Raw genomic sequence first — 22041 nt, 5'->3', positions numbered from 1 at the left:
ATTTATAAACTTTTTTAAAATTTTATTCAATTAATCATGAAGTTATTAAAAATCATTTTAATACATTTAACAAATTAGCAAGCGTTCTTATCCCAATGCCTGTTGCTCCAGTTGCCCATAAAGCGGTTGCGCTTTTGCGGAATGTAGCTGAACAGTCAATGTGTAGCCAATTTTGTTTATAATTTTTTATAAAATGGGACAGAAATGCGGCGGCAGTGCTTGCACCCGCGGTATTCGGTAATCCAGAATTTGCCATATCAGCAAACGAGGATGGAAATTGAGAACGGTGAAAATCAGCTAATGGTAATCGCCAAAATGCCTCATGTTCAGCTTGGCTACTTGCTAATAACTGATTAGCAAATTTGTCATCAAATGAGAGTAATGATTGATAATCGTTACCTACAGCAATTTTTGCGGCACCAGTAAGCGTTGCGCAATCAATGATATAATGAGGATTATCATTATCTGCACTAATTAATCCATCAGCTAAAACCAAGCGACCCTCGGCGTCGGTATTATCAACTTCAACTGTTTTACCATTACGATAACGAATAATATCACCTAGTTTGAATGCATTACCACTTACCAAATTATCAGCACAGCATAAATAAAGTTTGATGCGATGATTGACTCCGCGAGCAATAGCAAGAGCCAAAGCACCAGTCACCAATGCCGCGCCACCCATATCCGATCGCATTGATTCCATAAAACTACTTGGTTTTAAACTATAACCTCCAGAATCGAAAGTAATCCCTTTCCCGACTAGGCAAGCAATAATTGGTGCTTTTGGATTTTTAGTCGGATTATAATCAAGCTCAAGTAAGGCAGCTGGTCTGTCAGAACCTTTACCAACTGTGTAGATGCCCATATAATCTTGTTCTTTAAGTGCTTCTCCTGAAATAATATTATAGGAAATATCAGAAGAATAATTGCTAATTAATTTTGCACTTTGTGTTGCTAATTCTAAAGGACTTAATGTTTCTGCTTGTTGATTAACAATATCTCGACACCAATCAATGATGGCTAAGCGATTTTTTAGTTCTTGCTTATCTTTCTTATTTAATTTTGCCCAACTGACTTTATTATTGTTTTTAGCATTACGATAACCAATCCAAAAATGCCAACATGACTCTAAATCCCAATTGTCACCACTAAGTTTAACTGATTTAATACCTTGATTATCTAATTTTCGTGCAGCTCGCTGAATGGCACCATGTCGATGCTCGGGTTGATAATGAATGGTAACAGCATCTTCTGAAAAACTGAGTAATGCATCTTTACCCCACTTTGATGGAGCAGGTTTTTCCGAAAGTAATATAGATAAAGTCGACATAATAAATTCCTCAAACAATAATAATGCAAAAACGATGAATCAATTCTAATCAGAAACATGTTAATATAGCAAGCAAAGTTAAGCATAAATAAGGACCTATAATGACATCAGTTGTACAAATCAAAAATGGAATCAATTTTCGTGACTTAGGTGGCATTAAAACCAGTGATGGTCGTCAAATCCGCTCAGGAATGTTGTATCGTTCAGGTGAGTTTTCACGCCTTAATGATAGTGAAAAAAACTTTTTATCTGATGAGCTTAATTTGCATTATGTATTAGATTATCGAGATCAACATGAAATTGATCGTAATCCCGATAATCTTTGGAATAACAGTCAATATATTAATGTGCCTGCAAACCCATTAAGTGATGAAATTACAGCAAGCCTAACCAGTGATGATATTTTCATTATGAAAAAATACTCACCTTTTGATTTTATGGTTAAACTTTATCAATTATTACCATTTAATAATGTAGCATATAAAAAGCTAATATCGCTGCTACTCAATGCCAACGGTAAACCGTTAGTGCAACACTGTGCAGTAGGTAAAGATAGAACAGGTGTAGGTGTTGCCTTAACCCTATTTGCATTGGGTGTGAGTGAAGAAGTGGTTATGCAAGATTATTTACTCACGGAACGCTATTTAAATGATTATCGTGAAGCCATACTTAGTCAAAATAAAAATAAATTATCACCAGAAGAATTTGAAAAACAAAAAACTATTTTCGCAGCTAAAGAAGAGTTTTTAAGTGCGGCTATTGATGAAATCAAAAAACGATATGACACAATCGACAATTGGTTAATTAAAGAATATCAATTAGATGATAAAAACAGGAAAATTCTTCAAGATATTTACCTAATTTAAATAAAATAAGGGGGTTTACTATCCCCTTATTAACAATCATTTTACCTTTATTATAAGTAAGTTGGGATTACTTATTACAAGTATAGAATAAACTCATTTCATTAATCCTATTACAGGATCAATATCGAACAGCGTATTTATTTACTAAGATTGTAAGATAAATTCGGTGATAGGTTTATTATGATTAACAGCAAGATGAACTGATGCAACTTGCTGATATTGATAATAAAAATGTTGCCCAAATGGTGCGCTGATCAACTGCTTTTCAATATCTACTTTTACTGATTTTATTTGCCAGACGCCTTTAGCATATAATTTAAGTGCTGATTCTTTTAAAGTCCAAAGCTGCCAAAAGGCCGTTAAGGTATCTGCTTGTTGCATCATCCACTGATACTCAGCATCCGCAAAAAAGTTTTTGGCTACATCTAAGTAATTTTTACGTGGGCGAGCAACTTCTATATCAAGTCCAACTCTACCATCTAACGATATTGCAACCGCTACCCAATCTTGACTATGACTGATATTAAAATCAGGAAGATTGCGATCTAAAAAACAAGGTCGATTATTATCACCTATGACCATAGTTGGCAAAATAGCAATTTGACAATACTGATTAAGCAAGCTAGCTAAGATTGAACGACAGACTAAAAACTGTTTTTTACGTCTGCCATTGAATAATTCAGCATCGTGAATGATCTGTTTTGATAATAGTGAATAGTTGACTTCCACCGTGTCTAAATGGGCAAGTTGGACAATTAACATTTTATATAAGCCATTTTAAACAAAAATTATTTTTTACTATTTTAACAGCATGCTATGCTAACTGTTATCGAAATTTATTAGATCACTAAGGATGCATCATGTCATTACAAACAGAATTAGTTCATGCCGGTCGAAAAAAACGTTATACCCAAGGAGCAGTCAACTCAGTTATTCAGCGAGCATCATCTCTGGTCTTTGACTCATTAGAAGCCAAAAAAGAGGCAATGGAAAATCGAGCTAAAGGAGCGCTATTTTATGGTCGTCGTGGCACACTAACTCATTTTGCCTTGCAAGATGCAATGGCCGAAATTGAAGGTGGCGCAGGTTGTTACCTTTATCCATGTGGTGCAGCAGCCATTGCTAATACCATTTTAGCTTTTGTAAAAAAAGGCGATCATATCCTTGTGTCAGAAGCCAGTTACGAACCAACACAAGAATTTTGTGAACATATATTAAAAGATTTTGGGGTTGAAACGGATTATTTTTCACCTTTGATTGGACGGTATATTACCAATTATATCCAACCGAATACAAAAGTCGTGTTTCTTGAATCACCAAGTTCCATTACTATGGAAGTACATGATGTACCAGCTATAGTTAAAGCGATTCGCAGTGTTAATCCAGAAATTGTTATTATGATGGATAATACATGGGGAGCAGGTGTTTTATTTAAAGCCTTAGAGCATGATGTTGATATTTCAATTCAATCTGGTACAAAATATCTAATCGGACATTCCGACGCAATGCTAGGCACAGCCGTTGCCAATCAACGTTGTTGGGATACCTTACGTGAACGTTCTTATTTAATGGGACAAATGTGTGATGCAGATACCGCCTATATGGCAGCTCGTGGATTACGAACTCTAGCGGTTAGACTCAAGCAACATCACGAAAGCAGTTTAAAAGTGGCAAACTGGTTAGCCAATCATCCTAAAGTTGCAACCGTTAATCACCCTGCATTAGCAAGTTGTAAAGGGCATGAGTTTTTTAAACGCGATTTTAGCGGTGCTAGTGGCTTATTTTCATTTGTACTTAAAGATCATTTAAGTGATATTCAATTATCTGATTTTTTAGATAATATGACTCACTTTTCAATGGCTTATTCATGGGGTGGATTTGAATCATTAATTTTAGCCAATCAACCTGAAGATCTAGTAAAAATACGACCAGTATCCGGTGTTGATTTCACAGGTACACTAATCCGGTTACATATTGGTCTTGAAGATCCTGATGATTTAATTGCCGATCTTGCTGCAGGCTTAGATAGAATCAAATTACATAAAAACAAAGTTAATGCGTTACAAAGTTTAGTGTAAATGGATAGCGGATGAACCATCAAAACCAAGCTAAGACTAAAAGTATTATAGAACAAACCATTTTACAACACCTAAACGGTCGGCAATCGCTACTCGTTGCTTTTAGTGGTGGCGTTGATTCGACCGTATTAATGCATGCATTAGTCACCCTAAAGCAACAATTGCAAAATTTACAATTTAGAGCCATTTATATTCACCATGGTTTAAGCGAAAACGCTGATAGTTGGGCTGAACATTGCCAGCAACAATGCCATACTTGGCAAGTTCCTTTGATTATTGAAAAAGTCAAACTTGATAGATCGGCGGGCAATATTGAAGAACAAGCTAGAGAAGCTCGATACCAAGCTATCTATCGACATTTAAAAAATAATGAGTTTTTATGTACAGCCCAGCACCTTGATGATCAATGTGAAACGTTCTTTTTAGCGTTAAAGCGTGGAAGTGGTCCAGCGGGCTTATCCGCTATGCCACTTGAAAATGGTCAGCATCTTAGACCATTACTAACGATATCTCGTCAAGAGATTGAACAGTACGCCAATCAGCACCAATTAAGTTGGATAGAAGATGAAAGTAATCAAGATGACCATTACGATCGCAACTTTTTACGTTTAAATGTTCTACCAACACTTAACCAACGTTGGCCTCATTTTTCACAAATGGTTGCTCGCAGTGCCGAATTATGTCAACAGCAAGAAATACTACTTAACGAGCTACTGTTAGCTGATTTTAAACTCATTACAACACCTGAAGGGCAGTTATGTTTAACACCGTTATATAACTATTCGGACTACAAACGTAATGCTATATTGCGCATGTGGTTTCGATCTAAACAGATTAATATGCCAAGCCAAAAACAGTTATCACTAATTTGGCAAACAGTGGCTTTAGCAAAAGAAGACGCTAATCCACAATTTATTTTGCATAATTGGCAAATTCGCCGATATCAAAACCGGCTCTATTTGTTGCCTTTATATCAAGATATCGAACAGCAAATCTTGCCTTGGGATCTAAGTACATCGCTAACCTTGCCGGATAATTTAGGCGTATTACAGCCCAATTATCAAACCGATTTAATTTGCCGTTTACCGCAAAAAGAGGAAACTGTTTCAGTTCGTTTTCATGCACAAGGTCAATTTCAAATTGTTCAGCGCAAAGGATCTCGATCGATAAAAAAATTGTGGCAAGAGCATCATATTCCACCTTGGATGCGTACCCGTATTCCTTTAATTTATTATAATGAACAATTAATTACTGCCGTTGGGGTATTTGTGACCGAACAAGGTAAGGGTTCACAAGTTGGGTTTAATCTGAGTAATACTCTATAATTTAAAAAATAAGGAGACAATACATCTCCTTAATTTAAATTATAAAATATCAAATTATTTTGACTCAGAACGAGCTTTCCATCGTTTTAACAATAAAGCATTAGTCACCACACTTACACTGCTAAGTGCCATAGCAGCGCCGGCTATCATTGGATTTAAGAAACCTAAGGCAGCCAGTGGAATGCCAATTAAGTTATAGAAAAATGCCCAAAATAAATTTTGTTTAATTTTATTATAGGTTCTTCGAGAGATATCAATAGCATCAGCAATTAAAAACAGATTGCCACGCATTAAAGTAATACTGGCCGCATGCATTGCCACATCGGTTCCCGTACCCATTGCAATACCAATATCAGCCGCAGCTAAAGCTGGCGCATCATTAATACCGTCACCCACCATCGCAACCTTATGATTGCTATCACTATTGTTAGTGTTTTGACTTTCTTTTTGTAATTGATAAATATAATTCGCTTTATCTTGCGGTAAAACCTCAGCAATAACCTTATCTAAATTTAATTGCTGTCCTACATAATTAGCAGCTTGTTGATTATCTCCGGTTAACATTACCGTTTTAACATTTAGCTGATGCAGTGCTGTAATCGCAGTTTTTGCTTCTTCTTTTATGACATCTGAAAAGCCAAATAGAGCTAATATCACAACGTTTGCTTCTAACTGTTGTTTTGCTAAAAATGAAATTGTATAACCTTTATTAGTTAGCTCATTGATTTTATCGTCCATATCCACAAAATGGGCGTTTAATGATTTCATCCAACGCAAACTACCTAAATAGTATTCAGTGTTATCAATCGTTGCCATGACACCCGAACCTGTTACAGAAGTAATATTTTGAGCATAACTATGCTGTTTTGCTTTTTTTAGAATTGCTTTTGCTAGTGGGTGCTCACTACCTGCTTGTAACGATGCAGCGATCGCTAATATTTGCTCAGGGGTTTGTGTCCCTATCACATCCATTTCAACCAATTCAGGTTTACCAATGGTTAAAGTTCCTGTTTTATCGAACGCTACGGTATTAACGTTGTGTAATGTTTCAAGGGCTTCGGCATCTTTAATCAAAATACCATGACGAGCCGCAACGCCAGTACCCACCATAATTGCCGTTGGTGTTGCTAGTCCTAAAGCACATGGGCAAGCAATCACTAACACCGCGACAGCATGAAGTAAAGCTTGTTGCCAATCCTGAGAAATCACGCCCCATGCAAGTAATGTAATAAGCGCAATCAATAAAATCACAGGTACAAAAATCGCGCTAATTCGATCTACAATTCGCTGAATGGGTGCTTTTTTAGCTTGAGCAGACTCTACCATGTTAATAATCTTTGATAAGGTAGAATCAGCTTGAATTGCCGTTGTTTTTACCATTAACAATCCTTCACCATTGATAGTACCACCTGTGACAATATCATTGACTGCTTTGTTGACTGGAAAACTTTCACCAGTTAACATCGACTCATCACTACTTGATGCACCTTCAATCACGATACCGTCAACAGGAATACGTTCACCAGGCTTCACTATCACTACATCACCAACAACAACTTGGTTAATGGGCAAACTTATCTCTTGATCGCCCCGCCTAACTAAAGCAATATCAGGTCGTAAGGCAGACAGTGCTTCGATAGCTTGGGTTGTTTGATGTTTCGCTCTTGACTCTAACCATTTACCAATCAAGATTAAGGTAATAATAACAACTGATGACTCAAAATAAAGGTGATCATTATTACCGATCATCCACTGATACAGTGATAAGCCATAAGCAGCACTAGTACCAATAGCGACCAGTAAATCCATATTACCGGACAACGCTTTAGCGGCATTGAAACCGCTGCGATAAAATTTAGCACCTAACCCAAATTGTACAATCGACGCAATTATTAATTGTAACCAAGCGGGCATCATCAAATGTATCCCGAAGGGTTCAAGTAACATAGGCAGAACAAAAGGTATCGCTAATAAAACAGAGATAATAATCGGCCAAAGCGATGCTTGTTTCTCAGCATCCTTAATATGAGTTTGTTGATCGTTAATTTTAACTGCATGATAACCTGCTTTGTCTACTGCCGACATTAATGTTTCTAATTTAACATTGGCATTAGCGTTAACGGTTGCTTTTTCTGTAGCAAGATTAACACTGACGTCAATCACACCATCAATCTTCTTTAGTGCTTTCTCAACTCGACTAACGCATGATGCGCAGCTCATATCCTCAACAAAAAAATTGTATTCAACTGTTTTCATTTGATGCATCCCTTAATTGCCGATGTTGTTTGGATTTAGTATTGGCTGAATATTAAGAAACTATTTTCCAACAAAGTATACTGTTGTTTTAACAAATAGAGACAGGTTACTTTTTGTCTTTATTAAAAAGGCTTGTTATATTAATTGATATCAAATAGCTTATAGGCATTTACAAAAAACTCTTTTTATACCTCATTAATAATAACCATAACTTCAAAGGTTATGCTTCTGTAAGAATAGCAACACAAACGCGACTACTAACCTATTTAATGACTATTCTAATGTTTATCATTCTTTTAGCAAGAATGCACTTTTTTGATATATACTTCCCAAAAAGGTACTATTGAGGCATTAAAATGAAGAATAAATCAGATTCTAATGAAGATTATAAACCTACTATCCGCTGCCCTGTTGAGACAACAATAAATATCATTGGAGGAAAATATAAATCTTTAATTTTATGGAAATTGATGACAACAAAAACACTGAGATATTCTCAATTACGTAAAGAGATTCCAAGTGCCACACCTAAAATGCTCACCCAGCAACTACGCGAACTTGAAACAAGTGGCTTAATTCATCGCAGAGTATTTCCAGTTGTCCCACCAAAAGTCGAGTACTCATTAACCGATTTTGGTAAAAGTATTAAACCCGTATTAAAAGCAATGTATAAATGGGGTAACCACTGCTTGGATAGCCAAGGATTAGAGGTTAATTGTTCAATGGTTGAGCTAACAGATTAATTATGAAAATTTAACTCAATAAGTTAGATACATACTCAAAAACTATATGAAAAATAACAGGGTGTGAGTAACCCTGCTATTTTAATCTAAAAATTAGTTACGTAATTTTTCTGGCCAATCGTTTTGAGTTGAAACTAATAGATCTTTAACAATTCTAGGATTTCCAGCTACCACATTACCAGAAACCATATAATTATTATTACCAGCAAAATCGGTCATCACACCGCCAGCTTCACGCAAAATCAATTCACCACCAGCGATATCCCATGGTTTTAAACCAATCTCAAAAAAGCCATCTAATCGACCAGCTGCAACATAAGCCAAATCTAAAGCTGCCGAGCCGCTACGACGAAAATCGCCACATCGAGTAAATAACTTTTGTAAAACCGCAAAATAGCTATCACTATGTTGTTTAGCCTTGAATGGAAATGCCGTCGCGAGTACGCTACCATCTAAATCTTTAGCGTTACTAACACGAATACGATAACCATTAAGCTGAGCACCTTTACCACGCGCAGCAGTAAATAATTCATTACTCATTGGATTATAAACCACAGCAACTTCAGTTTTGCCCTTAACACGAGCAGCAATAGAAACAGCAAAATGCGGAATATTTTTAATAAAATTGGTCGTACCATCAATTGGATCGATTATCCACTGTGTTTCAGCATCATTACCTTTAGCCAAACCACTTTCTTCGGCAATAATCGTATGATCAGGATACGCTTTTTTGATTGTCTCAATAATCAAAGCTTCAGCAGCGCGATCAGCATTAGTAGCAAAATCGTTGGCGCCTTTAGTGTCAATTTCGATTGAACTAGGGTTTTCATAAGCCTTTATGGCCACATTACCTGCTTTACGAGCAGCGCGAATAGCAATATTAAGCATCGGATGCATAAATTTCTTCCAATTGATGATGTTAAAGAACGGATAGTTTTAGTAAAACTTACACAGTTATACTAAAATTTACGGCATAGTATAAAGGTTTTACCACTTCATTGCCAGACTATGTTAGGATTAATGGCTAAAATAGCCATATTCTCGTAACGCTAGCCTTATTGCTTACCTTATTACTAAATTTATTCCATCTATATGTTGCATCTAAGTGAAAATTTTATTGGTAACGGTTCAGTTAATTACTGATCAATTAGGGTAAAAAAATGACTAAATCAATCTATCGTAACTTTTTTCATCGCATGATTGGCTTTCCATTCGCAATAAATTAAGAATTATTGCATAATACCTAGCGTATAAAATAGCGAACTTAAGTTAGGAATAATTATGGAACTTCTTTGTCCAGCCGGATCTTTACCATCACTTAAAGTAGCCATCGATAATGGCGCTGATGCTGTTTATATTGGTTTGAAAGATGATACTAATGCCCGTCATTTTGCTGGTTTGAATTTTAACGAGAAGCGCTTAATTGAAGCATCTGACTATGTGCATAAACGCGGTAAAAAACTACATATTGCAATTAATACTTTTGCGCATCCTGAAAACTTCCAGCGTTGGCAATATGCAGTTGATACAGCCGCCAATATTGGTGCTGATGCACTTATTATTGCGGACTTAGCAATGCTAGATTATGCTGCTGAAAAATATCCAAACCTAGAGCGTCATGTCTCAGTGCAAGCATCATCAACCAATGAAGAATCAATTAAGTTCTACTATAACAATTTTCATGTACATCGTATCGTGTTACCACGTGTACTCTCTATGCATCAAGTAAAGCAACTTTCGCAAGTTTCACCAGTTCCACTTGAAGTATTTGCTTTTGGTAGTTTATGTATCATGGCGGAAGGACGTTGTTATTTATCTTCCTATCTTACCGGCGAATCTCCTAATACCGTTGGTGCTTGTTCACCAGCAAAATTTGTTCGCTGGGAAGAAACTGAAAAAGGTCTTGAGTCTCGCTTAAATAACGTGTTAATTGATTGCCATAAAAAAGGTGAAAATGCTGGTTATCCAACCTTGTGTAAAGGTCGTTATTATGTAGGCGATGAGCTTTATCACCCTATTGAAGAACCAACCAGTTTAAACACAATTGAACTACTGCCTGAACTGTTTGCAGCCAATATTGCATCAGTCAAAATTGAAGGCCGTCAGCGTAGCCCTGCCTATGTTGAACAAGTAACTAAAGTATGGCGTCAAGCAATCGATCGCTATAAAGCAAATCCACAATCATTCCAGGCGGAAAAAAGCTGGATGGATACGCTGGGTTCTGTTTCAGAAGGAACACAAACCACGTTAGGTGCTTACCACCGCAAATGGCAATAACATAATACTAAGTCTACTGTTATATTAATTATCAAGAAATATTGATTATAAAAGATATCACATCTTGATTTTGTATGTACTGTACAACTTAGGTTATGCCATTTTTATTAAATGAAATCAAATTTAAGATAAATAAATTATAGTGAGCAAAACTATGAAATATTCATTAGGACCAGTGCTTTATTATTGGCCTAAAACTGAAACCGAAGCCTTTTATCACGCAGCAAAAGAGAGTGAAGCTGACATTATTTATATGGGTGAAACGGTTTGTACCAAACGCCGAGAAATGAAAGTTCCCAATTGGCTAGAATTAGCTAAGGAAATCGCTAAATCTGGCAAACAAGTGGTGCTTTCAACATTGGCTTTGCTTGAAGCTCCGTCAGAATTAAACGATTTACGACAACTAGTCAATAATGGTGACTTTTTGGTGGAAGCCAATGATTTAGCGGCCATCAATATTGCTCAAGAAAATAAATTACCATTCGTTGCTGGTCCTGCTATTAACTGCTATAACGCCTTGACTTTAAAATTATTACAAAAGCAAGGTATGGTACGTTGGTGTATGCCGGTTGAACTTTCACGTGATTGGCTAAATAATGTTCTTAAACAATTTGAGAGTTTAAATATTGAAAAAAACTTTGAAGTGGAAGTCTTTAGTTATGGTTATTTACCTTTAGCTTATTCCGCACGTTGTTTTACCGCTCGTTCAGAAGATAGACCAAAAGATAAATGTGAAACTTGCTGCATCAAATATCCTGTTGGCCGTGAAGTATTTTCTCAAGAACAGCAAAAAGTTTTTGTACTAAACGGTATCCAAACACAAAGCGGCTATTGTTATAATTTAGGTAATAATTTAAAAGAGATGAAAGGATTAGTTGATATTGTACGAATATCGCCGTTAGGACTCGAAACACTCGATATTGTAAAACAATTTAAAGCCAATGAAGATGGCTCTAATCCACTGCATATTGAACATAAACGCGACTGTAATGGTTACTGGAATGGTATTGCTGGACTCGAACTTAGCCAATAAAGATTTTACACCAAAGCAGTTTAGGGCTGATTTTCCAGCACTAAACAGTAATAGTGTATATCTTGATTCCGCGGCAACTGCTCTTAAACCTCAGGTAATGGTGGATGCCACAGTGGCCTATTATGCACACAACACCGCGACCGCCAAACGCAGTTTGCACCATGGTGCGTTGCAAGTAACAGTGGCTATCGATAAAGCACGACAACATGTTGCTAATTTGCTTCATGCAAGCAATAACACTGAAATTATCTGGACACGTGGTGCTACCGAATCAATTAATTTAATTGCTCAAAGTTATGCTCGCGGTATATTACAACCTAATGATGAGATTATTGTCAGCGAATTAGAGCATCACAGTAATTTAATACCTTGGTTAATTGTGGCTAAACAAACTGGGGCAAAAGTCATTAAATGGTCTGCCAATATAGATGAGTTATCATCGCTAATATCATCAAGAACTAAAATCGTAGCAATAACCCATATGTCAAATGTCACTGGATTTTGCCCAAATTTAGCTACAATTAGCCACATAGTTCATCAATATAATGCTATTTTAGTAGTAGATGGTGCCCAAGGAATTGTCCATCATGATATTGATGTGACAACGCTTGATATCGACTTTTATGTTTTTTCAGCTCATAAATTGTATGGTCCTACGGGACTGGGTGTTTTATATGGTAAACAAACATTACTTGAGCAAATGTCAGTTTGGCATGGCGGTGGAAAAATGCTAAAAAGCACCTCATTTGATGATTTTATTCAAGAAGATACACCTTATAAATTTGAAGCAGGCACACCCAATATAGCTGGCATTGTTGGCTTTAATGCAACACTTGATTGGTTAAACAATTGGGATCTTAAGAAAGCAGAAAATTACACTGAACAATTGGCCCATTATACTAAATCACAGCTAAGCAAACTGGCTAATCTACAATTCTACAGTGTTGAAAACAGCCCAATTATCACATTTAATATTAATGATATTCATCATAATGATGTAGCGATTTTACTTAGCGAGCAAAATATTGCGATTCGTACTGGCGAGCTGTGTGCTCAACCTTTAATGAATAAATTGGGTTGTCATGGGGTTATTCGTCTATCATTAATGCCATATAATAATGAGCAAGATGTAAATGCTTTTATTTTGGCATTACAAAATGCAATTGAAATTTTAGCCTAATTTTATACTGAAACGTATAGTTAACCTGAAACTTTTTTACAAATAGTTAATTATTTATAGGTCAATATTATGCTATCACAGCAAGACTTAACCAAATTATTTTTACAGCAACATAATTGGCAAGATCGCTATCGACAGTTAATTGTATTAGCAAAACAATTGCCACCAATGCCTGAAGATTTAAAAACGGATGAAAACCAAGTCAATGGTTGTGAAAATCGCGTTTGGCTAACTTATCAAAAGCAAAACGATAATACCTTTATATTTCAAGGTGACAGTGAAGGACGCATCGTTAAAGGCTTACTGGCAATTTTAATTATTATTGCTAACCACAAAACAGCAAAAGAAATTGCCGCTATCGATTTTCAATCTTTATTAAACCAGTTAAAAATTACGGATGAGCTAAGTCAATCGCGTTTACAAGGCTTGACTAAACTAATTGAGCGTATTCAATCCGTTGTATAAAAAAAGAGGGGGTTATCTTCCCCCTATTTTACTAAGATTGTTGCTAACTGATAACGTTGTTGATTAATTTTCAATATAGGTAAAAAGTGTGATCACTTTTTTAACGCCATCGACTTTACTAGCAAGCTGTGCAGCAGCTTTACCATCTTCTGGTGTCACAATACCAATCAAAAATACTTCCCTATTTTCAGTTACGACTTTAATGTTGCGTGCTTTGGTTTTCGCATTCAATATTAGCTGAGATTTAACTTTCGTTGTGATCCATGTATCATTGGTGATTGTGCCTGCACTAACGGGTTGACCAACTCGAATTTGATTGTAGACTTTTTTTACACCTTCAACTTCATAAGCTAGGCTTTCGGCCTTTTCAATTTGCTCACGACTGGCTTGACCCGTTAAGATAATATCACCGCTATACGTACTGGAAACGATACGTGCTCCAATAAATTGAGGACCATTATTTTTAATTTTCATCCCCATACGTGAATTTAAGGTAGTATCGTCAACTTGTGTGCCCGCAGTACGAGGGTCGGTAGCAACTTTTGCAGTAGCTGTAGCACCTGCGCCAATTACTGCGGCAGTAATACAGCCTTGTAACATTAATGCGCCTGTTATTAACATAGCTATTAAGGCAGCTCTCTTCATTATTACTCCTTACAATTTATAACATTGTAATCAAATACTAAAAATCGCTGTTATTATGCCTTTTTGATAATGATTTGCAAAACAATTTTGTGTTTTACACGATGATAAAAACCAATAACAATAATCGAACATAAATTATTTAAAAATTGTGTTATTTTATCACTAATAACGGTTACTTTTTTTGATACAATCTAATTCATCAATATGGTGGAATATATGGAATTATCGGAATTAAAATATGAATCAAGATAGTATTGATTGGCTATATGGATTGTCCGCGCCAATGGTTGCTTTAAACAAAGATAATGGTGCAAGTTATACTTCAGCATACTTTATTCCCGAACGGGATTTTGTCGATTTGAACGAAAGTTGGGGGATTAATTCTCGCGAAACTCTACTTAATTGTGTCTTTGATATGGTTGATGATGGACATGCAACATTATTATCTCGCTATTATTCAAGATACTGTCGATCTTCCGAAGCTGATTGGCGTAATTACTGCCAAGATCAAAACGATTATCAAAAAGTCCTAATGAAATTTGTTGAACAAACTTTTTGTGTATGCGGTATTGGTGGCATTCGTAGTTGGGATTATGCACGGATGGGATATATACTACGAAATGGCACAACCAACAAATTTATTACCGAAGAGGAAGCACTATGGATTTTTACAAGAATTGCTTCACGTTCTCAATATTTTTATAAATCTTGGCATAACTACTTTGCTGCTTGGTCAGTTGGATTTCAATTTTGGGAATCAATTAACAATAAGGAAGATCTTGAAGCTTTACGTTGTGAATTAACTAGGGCATCGCAAACGCGCACCATGAAAATATTAATTAATGACGAAGATTCACCTTGCAATCGCCTACCTTGGTACATTGATATTGAAGAACTCGAAAAACCTGAATCATTAAGGGAGTATGATTGGTCATGAGTACAAATTTTTGGGAATTATTAGGCATTGAACAAACTACAGATACCGCGCTTATTCGCCAAGCATATCGTGAAAAACTACCCTCATATCATCCAGAAACGGATCCTGATGGGTTTAAAGCATTGCGCGAAGCTTACGAATCAGCAATAAGTTATGCAAAGTCGCCTGAAACAGCTGTTGATACAACAACTCAACAATCGGAAAAAGAATCAGTATCACAACTAACAGAAGAACAAATTCAAGCAAATGAAATTTACAACGCTTACCAAGCTCTATTAGAAGATCCCCAACGCTGTTATAAAGTAGATGAATGGCAGAAATTTATTGGTTCATTTTATGATTACCCAATGTCGGTTATTGATTCAGTCAAGTGGCGATTACTAACTTTAAGCTATGAAACAACAAATATCTCAGAATCATGTGTCAAAATTCTAGCTGATAATTTACGTTGGCGTCAGCAATTAATGACACAGTTCACCGATGACTTTCAAATATATGATAGTTATTTAAATCACATCGATCATGGTGATTTATTTGATTACACGTGTTTGCCTACAACCAACAAAGCATTACAAAATGCTACCATTGATTATATTTATTCTATTAAATGGGTATATTGGGAACGTAGACCTGACGATGTTTATATATTCCTATCACAAGATACTGTCTTTTATCTTCCTGATGATAAAAAACTTATGCTTGAATTTGCTTTTTGGCATAGTGAAGCAAATATGAAAAATCAATTTATCTTGGATTATGCTTTAAAATGCATTGCTGAAAATGATCAAGATGAACAAACTATTATCGATTGGAAATATATTGCCGCCATTCAATATACCTTGCTTGAAGACAAACATAATGCATTACAATTTTGGTTAGATCTATATTATTCTGGGCATTATCAAGAAAAAGCAGAAAGTTGGATAGCAGGTTGGTGCGTCTATTTTGAAAAAGATTACTTCCCTTTATTAATTATGGCGTTAAATAACAGCCACTGTATTGACACCGATAAAACAGAAATTTATCTGCACACTATTCCGCAATTAACCACAACCACAACAGCACGATTAGCAGGAATAGATGATATCGAAAGCTATCCAAAAGAAATTGTTGATTTTGTCAATTGGGCTCTAAGCGTAAATTGGAGTTACCGACAAGTTCTATCGATATTATTACGCGATGACGGTTCACATCGATTATATCGATTATATCGGCATGCTGTGATGTTGCGCCATGGTAACGAAATTCTGTTACAAGAAATTTTAGATGAGCAAAGTAATGATCCATTTGAACAATTTATTTTGCATCATTTAAAACGCCAAGCACGACAACATCTTACATGGCTTAAACAACTCTCACCAATACAAGAGTTTAAAGCCTGGCTATTTGATGATGATAAAAATGCCCTGTTACCAAAAAAATTCGATCCAGATGAAGAGGGTGAGCTGGTTTTATATGGTCGTTTATGGTTAGATAGATTTCAAGAGCTCCCTGAGGTTGCTAAATTACATTTATATCATAGTTTTCATTATTCAAATATGGAAATGTTTGATTGGGCTATGTATTTACAATTCATGAAATATTACTTGTTACCCGAACCACCAAATGCATCAACAAAAATGAATAATAAAAATGCGTATTGGCAATGGTTTCATCATTGTTTATTAGTTTTAGCTACCGTTAACCAACCGATTAATGTCGCTATATATCTACAGCAAGAAAATAATAATTTTACTATTAAGGATGATGACAAACTTAAACCATTAATAGAAATATTTAAACATGGCAATTGGCAAAATGAAACTGAACTTTACAACCTAATTGATAATGACAGCAAGCTCATTAATTGTATTTTAAACAATTATCCAGATTCCATGGAATGGTTTATTGATGATCCTGACTACATCGATTTTAATAATTTCGAACAAAAAATAGAACAATTATGGGCACCAAAATTAGCTAAAAAAAATCCAGTTTATGTGATATTGCTATACCTGATTGTATTAAACAAACCCGAACAAAAAGCCAAATTAGATCAAACGTTACAAAAACTGGTTGGTGATAATAAAGATCTGAAAAAAATAGCAAATAGTTTAAAAGATAATTGGAGTTTTCCTTTATCGGTTAACAAAAATAGATACCACTATACCAAACAGGTAGACGAAATCACCTCACTTGCTGAACGCTTATCTAATCAATACAGCGTATGCGATGATGATGAACTAAAAATGTTAGATAAATTTAAAAATGATAGCGATAACGATTTAGTATTACGACTCTGTGCAGCATTACTTTTGGCAAAAAATACTGAAAATCAAAAATGGCTTGAGTCACAATCTCTACCTCAAAATAAATGGTGGCAATTTTGGCGTTGGAATGGACGTACCAATATACAGGGCTTTATAGTACAGTTAATTTTATCAATTACGATGCTTATGTTTTTAGATAAAAATAATTTTGATAATATAACAAATTATGTCATTTTGACATTAGTAGCAATTAATACTCTTTTTGCTATCAAACGACGTATCAACGACACAGATAAAGGACAACCTTTATATTTTATTGCAACAATATTTTTGCTACCACTATTGTTATCACCATGTTGGCTTCCAGAATTAAAAAAAATCAATCGCTATGGACCACCAATAGAAAAAAAGACTAAGGAAAAGTAAACTACACAAAAATCCCCCTTTTGATTCGTATAAAAAGGGGGAAATGTGATCGAATAAAAATCTATAATGGTTAACGATTGAGTTCTTGTAGATTTGCTTCAATTTCACAGCGCATTTCATCAATTTCTTCTGAATTTTGCTGATCTAATACCTCAATAAAAGCTTCAATGTACGACCCAATTAATGCTCTTTCATCACCTAATGATTGTGCCCATGCTCGCTCTAATCTCGCTAATAAAGTCCGATTTGGCATCTCATCACGAGGATGAACTTTGAGTGATTTTAATCGTTCATGGCTCTCTTGTTTTTGTTTATCAGTTAAACCTATTGGACTATGATCAATGACTTTTCCATGTTTAATACCGGTTTCAAGAACAACTACATCAACTTCTAACAAACCATTCAAATCATAACTAAAACGAACATCAATACCTTGTGTTTTCTCCATCGGAGTTACAGGCACTTCAAACTGATCTATCAGCACATTATTTTCTACGCGTGGACTTTCGCCTTGATAAACCGAAATGCCAATAATCTTCTGTTGCGGATGCACCGTATAAAAAGTTTTTACTTTCGAGGTCGGCACAATGGTATTTCGCTCAATAATCGGTGCAAATAATCCACCGACATTACCTGAACTACTTTCAATACCTAACGTATAAGGACATACATCAGTTAAAATAACCTCTTCTATATCAGCATTACGTAACCGACAAGCAGCTTGAACAGCAGCGCCTTGTGCCACAATCGTGGTAGGATTAATATGACGATAAGGCAATTTGCCAAATAATTTCGTTACCAGCTCACGCACCACACCGAGTTGTGATGAGCCACCGACTAACACAATATGTTCAAGCTGGTTAGGCTTTAAGCGCGCATCATTTAAGGCTTGTTCAATAGGCGAACGTAAACGATTAAGAAGTGGTAACCATAGCGTTTTGGCTCGATTTTCATTTAAGGAAAACTCCCACTGCTTATCTTGCCAAAACCAAGTTAATTTGTGTAATTCATCACCGCTTAACTTACACTTTAATTGCTCCGCTAAATCTAATAAACGTGCATAGTCGTCAACGGGTATATCCTGTTGTTTAAGATTCCAATCACTTAAGCAGGCTTTAACCAGTTCATCGGTAAAATCTTCACCACCTAAATAGTTATCTCCGGCAGATGCATGTACTTCAATAATTGGCAAAGCATATTCCAGTACAGTCACATCAAAGGTACCGCCACCTAAGTCAAAAACTAAAGTATTACCTGATTGCTCTTCATGTAATCCATATGCCATAGCGGCTGCAGTTGGTTCATTAATTAAACGTACAGCATTTAAACCAGCTAATTCCGCAGCAAAACGTGTCTGTTTGCGTTGTTCATCATTAAAATAAGCAGGAACAGAAATCACTACATCGTGTATTTCTTGTTTTAAAAACGCTTCGGCATCGGCCTTAAGAGATTTTAACACCATGGCAGAAAGTTCGGTTGGCGTAAATTTCTTGTCACCTAATTCAAATACTTTATTAGAGCCAAGAAAGCGTTTGAATGCAGCTGCACTTCGACTTGGATGCGTTGTTAAGCGAGACAATGCAGCACGCCCAACTAAAATAGAATCATCATCATCAACACTTACTACTGATGGAGTGACAACTTCGCCGATTGAGTTGGGGATAAGTATTGGCTTACCATCTTGCCAAACACAAATTAAACTATTAGTAGTACCTAAATCAATTCCTATGGGGTGATGCATAATTGGTTTGTTCTCTTCTTATTATTAAAGTTAATATCAACAATATTATATAGTTAATACTGCTCAAGGTACAATTTTATCAAACACTAAAATATTCAATTTACCTTAACTCATTATTTTATATATGTCTAAAAATTAGACCGCCAAAAATTATAATTACTATCTGTATCGATTATTCTCAATAAATAACCATTAAATCAATCGTCATTTAAAAATTGACACTAATAATTATCTTTATTTTGTATATCAATAATTTGACTAGTTAACTGACCGTTAGCTAATCTGGTTGTGATAAACTCACCTACGTTTACTTGTTCAACACGACGCACTACCGTATTTTGTTGATTGGTCGTTACAGAATATCCTCTTTCTAATGTCGCAAGTGGACTAACACTATTAAGTTGCGAGGTTTGTAAAACAAATTGATGTCGTGACTGAGTTATTTTTTGCTGAATTAAATTAATAAGTTGCTGACGTTTCTGGCGAATCATCTGACTTAAGTAGGTAATATTATTTTGTGGAGATAGCCGTAACAGTTGTTTATCTAAAAAGTTATGGCGATTTGACTGTTTGAGTAAATATTGCTGCATATTTTCATATAAAGCATGCTGGTAAGATAGTAATCGATTTAAGTTTTTTGCTAGTTTGGCTTGTGGATGTTGGGTTTGCAATTGGTGACGCCACTTATTGAGCATTTCACGACGTCGAGTCAAATAATAATCCATTGCCATAGATAAATGCTGTTCTTGAACTTGAATCCGTCTAATCTGATCTAAGCAATCGCGACTAACTAATTCCGCAGCCGCGGATGGAGTAGCTGCTCTGACATCAGCGACAAAATCGGCTATGGTAAAATCAATTTCATGCCCCACTGCACTGACAATTGGCAATTGGCTAGCAAAAATCGCTCTTGCGACTACTTCTTCATTAAATGACCATAAATCTTCGAGTGAACCACCTCCTCGACCAACAATTAACACATCACATTCTTGACGAGTATTAGCTATTTGAATCATTTTAGCGATTTGTGCAGCAGCTTCTGTGCCTTGTACTTGCGTTGGATAGATAATTAAATGCAAACTTGGATCACGACGTTTTAAGATCTGACAAATATCATGTAATGCCGCCCCAGTTGAAGAAGTAATAATGCCAACAGTACGAATATTTTCAGGCAATGATTGTTTATAAGTAGATTCAAATAATCCCTCTTCAAATAATTTTTGCTTTAATTGTTCAAACTTTTGTTGCAACAATCCTGCACCAGCAGGTTGGATTTTATCAATAACAAGTTGATATTCACCCCGTGCTTCATAAAGCGTAACCGTTGCTCTAACCAATACTTGCTGGCCATTTTGTGGTGTAAAACCAGCGCGAAAATTACTATTGCGAAACATGGCACAACGAACTTGAGCGGTATCATCTTTTAAGGTGAAATACCAATGCCCAGAAGCGGGGCGAGAAAAATTAGAAATTTCGCCCATCAGCCAAATTTGACCAATAGCATCAGCAAGAATATCTTTCACCATTTGGTTAAGATCTTTAACCGATAGAATCGAACTATTGTGCTGCATACTATTCCTCTATTATTATACTGTTACCTATTTAAGCTAAATCAAATTGAGCCCAAATTGGCGCATGATCAGACGGTTTTTCCATAGCGCGGATATCATAATCAATGCCAGTTTGTTGGCAATGCGCCATCAACTTTTCACTTGCTAAAATCAAATCAATTCTTAATCCAGTATGGGTATCAAAGCCTTTAGAACGATAATCAAACCAGGAATATTCCTGTTTTGTTGGATGCTCATTACGATAAGTATCAACAAACCCAAGTGACATTAAATTGTTCATCCACTCTCGCTCTTCAGGTAAAAATGAACATTTACCAGTACGCAACCAACGTTTACGGCTGTCGTCCGAAATGCCGATATCTAAATCGGTTGGACTAATATTCATATCGCCCATAATCAAGCAAAGCTGATCACTTAATTGTTGTTGCTTTAAATAATCAATCAAATCTTGATAAAATTTACGTTTTGCAGGGTATTTGATTTCATGATGCAAACTTTCACCCTGCGGAAAATAACCATTAATTATGGTTAACTCACCTTGCTTGGTTGGCAACTGAGCGATAATTAATCGGCATTGGGCATCATCGCTATCAGTTGGAAAACCACATTGTACTGAAAGTGGCTTTTGCTTAGTTAACAGAGCCACACCATAATGCCCTTTTTGCCCATGATAATTTAAGTAATAACCAAACTGCTCAAGCTCCTCGACTGGAAACTGATCATTATGAACTTTGGTTTCTTGCAGACCTATCACATCTGGTTGGTGCTTATCGATAATGGCGGCTAATTGATGGATTCGAGCCCGAAGACTATTAATATTAAAAGAAATAACTTTCATGATGAATTTATTGTATTGGAATTAAGGTTGCAATAGTCCCATCCTACCAAAAATACGTTATACTGTTAAGCTATTACA

The 22041-nt window shown here is 35.8% G+C and carries 18 protein-coding genes; 10 read left to right on the top strand and 8 right to left on the bottom strand.

Annotated elements, in window-relative coordinates; translation table 11 throughout:
- Positions 1-52: 52 nt before the first annotated feature.
- The gene (gene pepB, locus H3S88_RS03070) at positions 53-1333 is read right to left on the bottom strand and encodes an aminopeptidase PepB (RefSeq protein WP_232352491.1); all 1281 of its coding nucleotides are present in this window, start codon (positions 1331-1333) and stop codon (positions 53-55) included.
- 101 nt (positions 1334-1434) lie between these two features.
- On the opposite strand from pepB, the gene H3S88_RS03065 reads away from it, so the two are divergent.
- The gene (locus H3S88_RS03065; RefSeq protein ID WP_198227618.1) at positions 1435-2199 is read left to right on the top strand and encodes a tyrosine-protein phosphatase; all 765 of its coding nucleotides are present in this window, start codon (positions 1435-1437) and stop codon (positions 2197-2199) included.
- A 144-nt stretch (positions 2200-2343) separates the two neighbouring features.
- Here the strand turns inward: H3S88_RS03065 and H3S88_RS03060 are convergent, their stop codons facing one another.
- Entirely contained in the window at positions 2344-2961 is a 618-nt protein-coding gene (locus H3S88_RS03060; protein ID WP_039127752.1) for a 4'-phosphopantetheinyl transferase superfamily protein, read from the bottom strand.
- Between the two features lie 98 nt (positions 2962-3059).
- On the opposite strand from H3S88_RS03060, the gene metC reads away from it, so the two are divergent.
- Both metC and tilS read left to right on the top strand, forming a co-directional pair.
- Positions 3060-4277 carry a cystathionine beta-lyase gene (gene metC, locus H3S88_RS03055; RefSeq protein ID WP_144092120.1) on the top strand — a complete coding sequence of 406 codons (1218 nt, stop codon included), beginning with the start codon at positions 3060-3062 and terminating at the stop codon, positions 4275-4277.
- An 11-nt stretch (positions 4278-4288) separates the two neighbouring features.
- Entirely contained in the window at positions 4289-5602 is a 1314-nt protein-coding gene (gene tilS / locus H3S88_RS03050) for a tRNA lysidine(34) synthetase TilS (protein ID WP_198227619.1), read from the top strand.
- Positions 5603-5656: 54 nt separating this feature from the next.
- Here tilS and H3S88_RS03045 read toward each other — a convergent pair whose 3' ends face one another.
- Entirely contained in the window at positions 5657-7858 is a 2202-nt protein-coding gene (locus H3S88_RS03045; RefSeq protein WP_198227621.1) for a cation-translocating P-type ATPase, read from the bottom strand.
- Between the two features lie 356 nt (positions 7859-8214).
- Between H3S88_RS03045 and H3S88_RS03040 the strand changes: the two genes are divergently transcribed.
- Entirely contained in the window at positions 8215-8601 is a 387-nt protein-coding gene (locus H3S88_RS03040) for a helix-turn-helix domain-containing protein (RefSeq protein ID WP_065738234.1), read from the top strand.
- Between the two features lie 93 nt (positions 8602-8694).
- Here the strand turns inward: H3S88_RS03040 and suhB are convergent, their stop codons facing one another.
- Positions 8695-9498 (bottom strand): inositol-1-monophosphatase, encoded by an 804-nt coding sequence (gene suhB / locus H3S88_RS03035; protein WP_086325961.1) that lies wholly within the window; start codon positions 9496-9498, stop codon positions 8695-8697.
- 384 nt (positions 9499-9882) lie between these two features.
- Here suhB and H3S88_RS03030 point away from each other — a divergent pair, with 384 nt between their 5' ends.
- From H3S88_RS03030 to csdE, 4 genes are all read left to right on the top strand, one after another.
- A complete protein-coding gene (locus H3S88_RS03030) occupies positions 9883-10878 on the top strand; it encodes a peptidase U32 family protein (protein WP_065603214.1) in 996 nt (331 codons plus the stop codon).
- Positions 10879-11032: 154 nt separating this feature from the next.
- The gene (locus H3S88_RS03025; protein ID WP_086325962.1) at positions 11033-11911 is read left to right on the top strand and encodes a U32 family peptidase; all 879 of its coding nucleotides are present in this window, start codon (positions 11033-11035) and stop codon (positions 11909-11911) included.
- Positions 11880-13091 (top strand): cysteine desulfurase CsdA, encoded by a 1212-nt coding sequence (gene csdA, locus H3S88_RS03020; RefSeq protein WP_198227624.1) that lies wholly within the window; start codon positions 11880-11882, stop codon positions 13089-13091. Before H3S88_RS03025 ends, csdA begins: the two co-directional genes overlap by 32 nt.
- Before the next feature lie 69 nt (positions 13092-13160).
- Positions 13161-13556, top strand: coding sequence for a cysteine desulfurase sulfur acceptor subunit CsdE (gene csdE, locus H3S88_RS03015; protein WP_144092110.1), 396 nt, complete (start codon positions 13161-13163; stop codon positions 13554-13556).
- Between the two features lie 63 nt (positions 13557-13619).
- On the opposite strand, the gene dolP is transcribed toward csdE, so the two are convergent.
- Positions 13620-14201, bottom strand: coding sequence for a division/outer membrane stress-associated lipid-binding lipoprotein (gene dolP, locus H3S88_RS03010; RefSeq protein ID WP_065738229.1), 582 nt, complete (start codon positions 14199-14201; stop codon positions 13620-13622).
- Between the two features lie 238 nt (positions 14202-14439).
- Here dolP and H3S88_RS03005 point away from each other — a divergent pair, with 238 nt between their 5' ends.
- Both H3S88_RS03005 and H3S88_RS03000 read left to right on the top strand, forming a co-directional pair.
- Positions 14440-15138: a DUF1266 domain-containing protein gene (locus H3S88_RS03005; protein WP_086325965.1), complete on the top strand. Its 699-nt coding sequence runs from the start codon at positions 14440-14442 to the stop codon at positions 15136-15138.
- On the top strand, positions 15135-17813 hold the full coding sequence (locus H3S88_RS03000) for a hypothetical protein (protein WP_144092106.1): 2679 nt from the start codon (positions 15135-15137) through the stop codon (positions 17811-17813). The genes H3S88_RS03005 and H3S88_RS03000 overlap by 4 nt, the downstream gene beginning before the upstream one ends.
- Before the next feature lie 70 nt (positions 17814-17883).
- On the opposite strand, the gene H3S88_RS02995 is transcribed toward H3S88_RS03000, so the two are convergent.
- The 3 genes from H3S88_RS02995 to xthA all read right to left on the bottom strand — a co-directional run bounded on the left by H3S88_RS02995 (position 17884) and on the right by xthA (position 21963).
- On the bottom strand, positions 17884-19554 hold the full coding sequence (locus tag H3S88_RS02995; protein WP_086325967.1) for a molecular chaperone HscC: 1671 nt from the start codon (positions 19552-19554) through the stop codon (positions 17884-17886).
- 221 nt (positions 19555-19775) lie between these two features.
- A complete protein-coding gene (gene xseA / locus H3S88_RS02990) occupies positions 19776-21125 on the bottom strand; it encodes an exodeoxyribonuclease VII large subunit (protein ID WP_198227626.1) in 1350 nt (449 codons plus the stop codon).
- A 31-nt stretch (positions 21126-21156) separates the two neighbouring features.
- Positions 21157-21963, bottom strand: coding sequence for an exodeoxyribonuclease III (xthA, locus tag H3S88_RS02985; protein ID WP_198227628.1), 807 nt, complete (start codon positions 21961-21963; stop codon positions 21157-21159).
- Positions 21964-22041 lie beyond the last annotated feature (78 nt).

It is taken from the genome of Gilliamella sp. B14448G11, assembly GCF_016101765.1.
GTDB classification, from domain to species: Bacteria; Pseudomonadota; Gammaproteobacteria; order Enterobacterales; family Orbaceae; genus Gilliamella; species Gilliamella apicola_N.
Note: the sequence above shows the minus strand (reverse complement) of the source record. Positions and strands in the feature narration are given on the sequence as shown.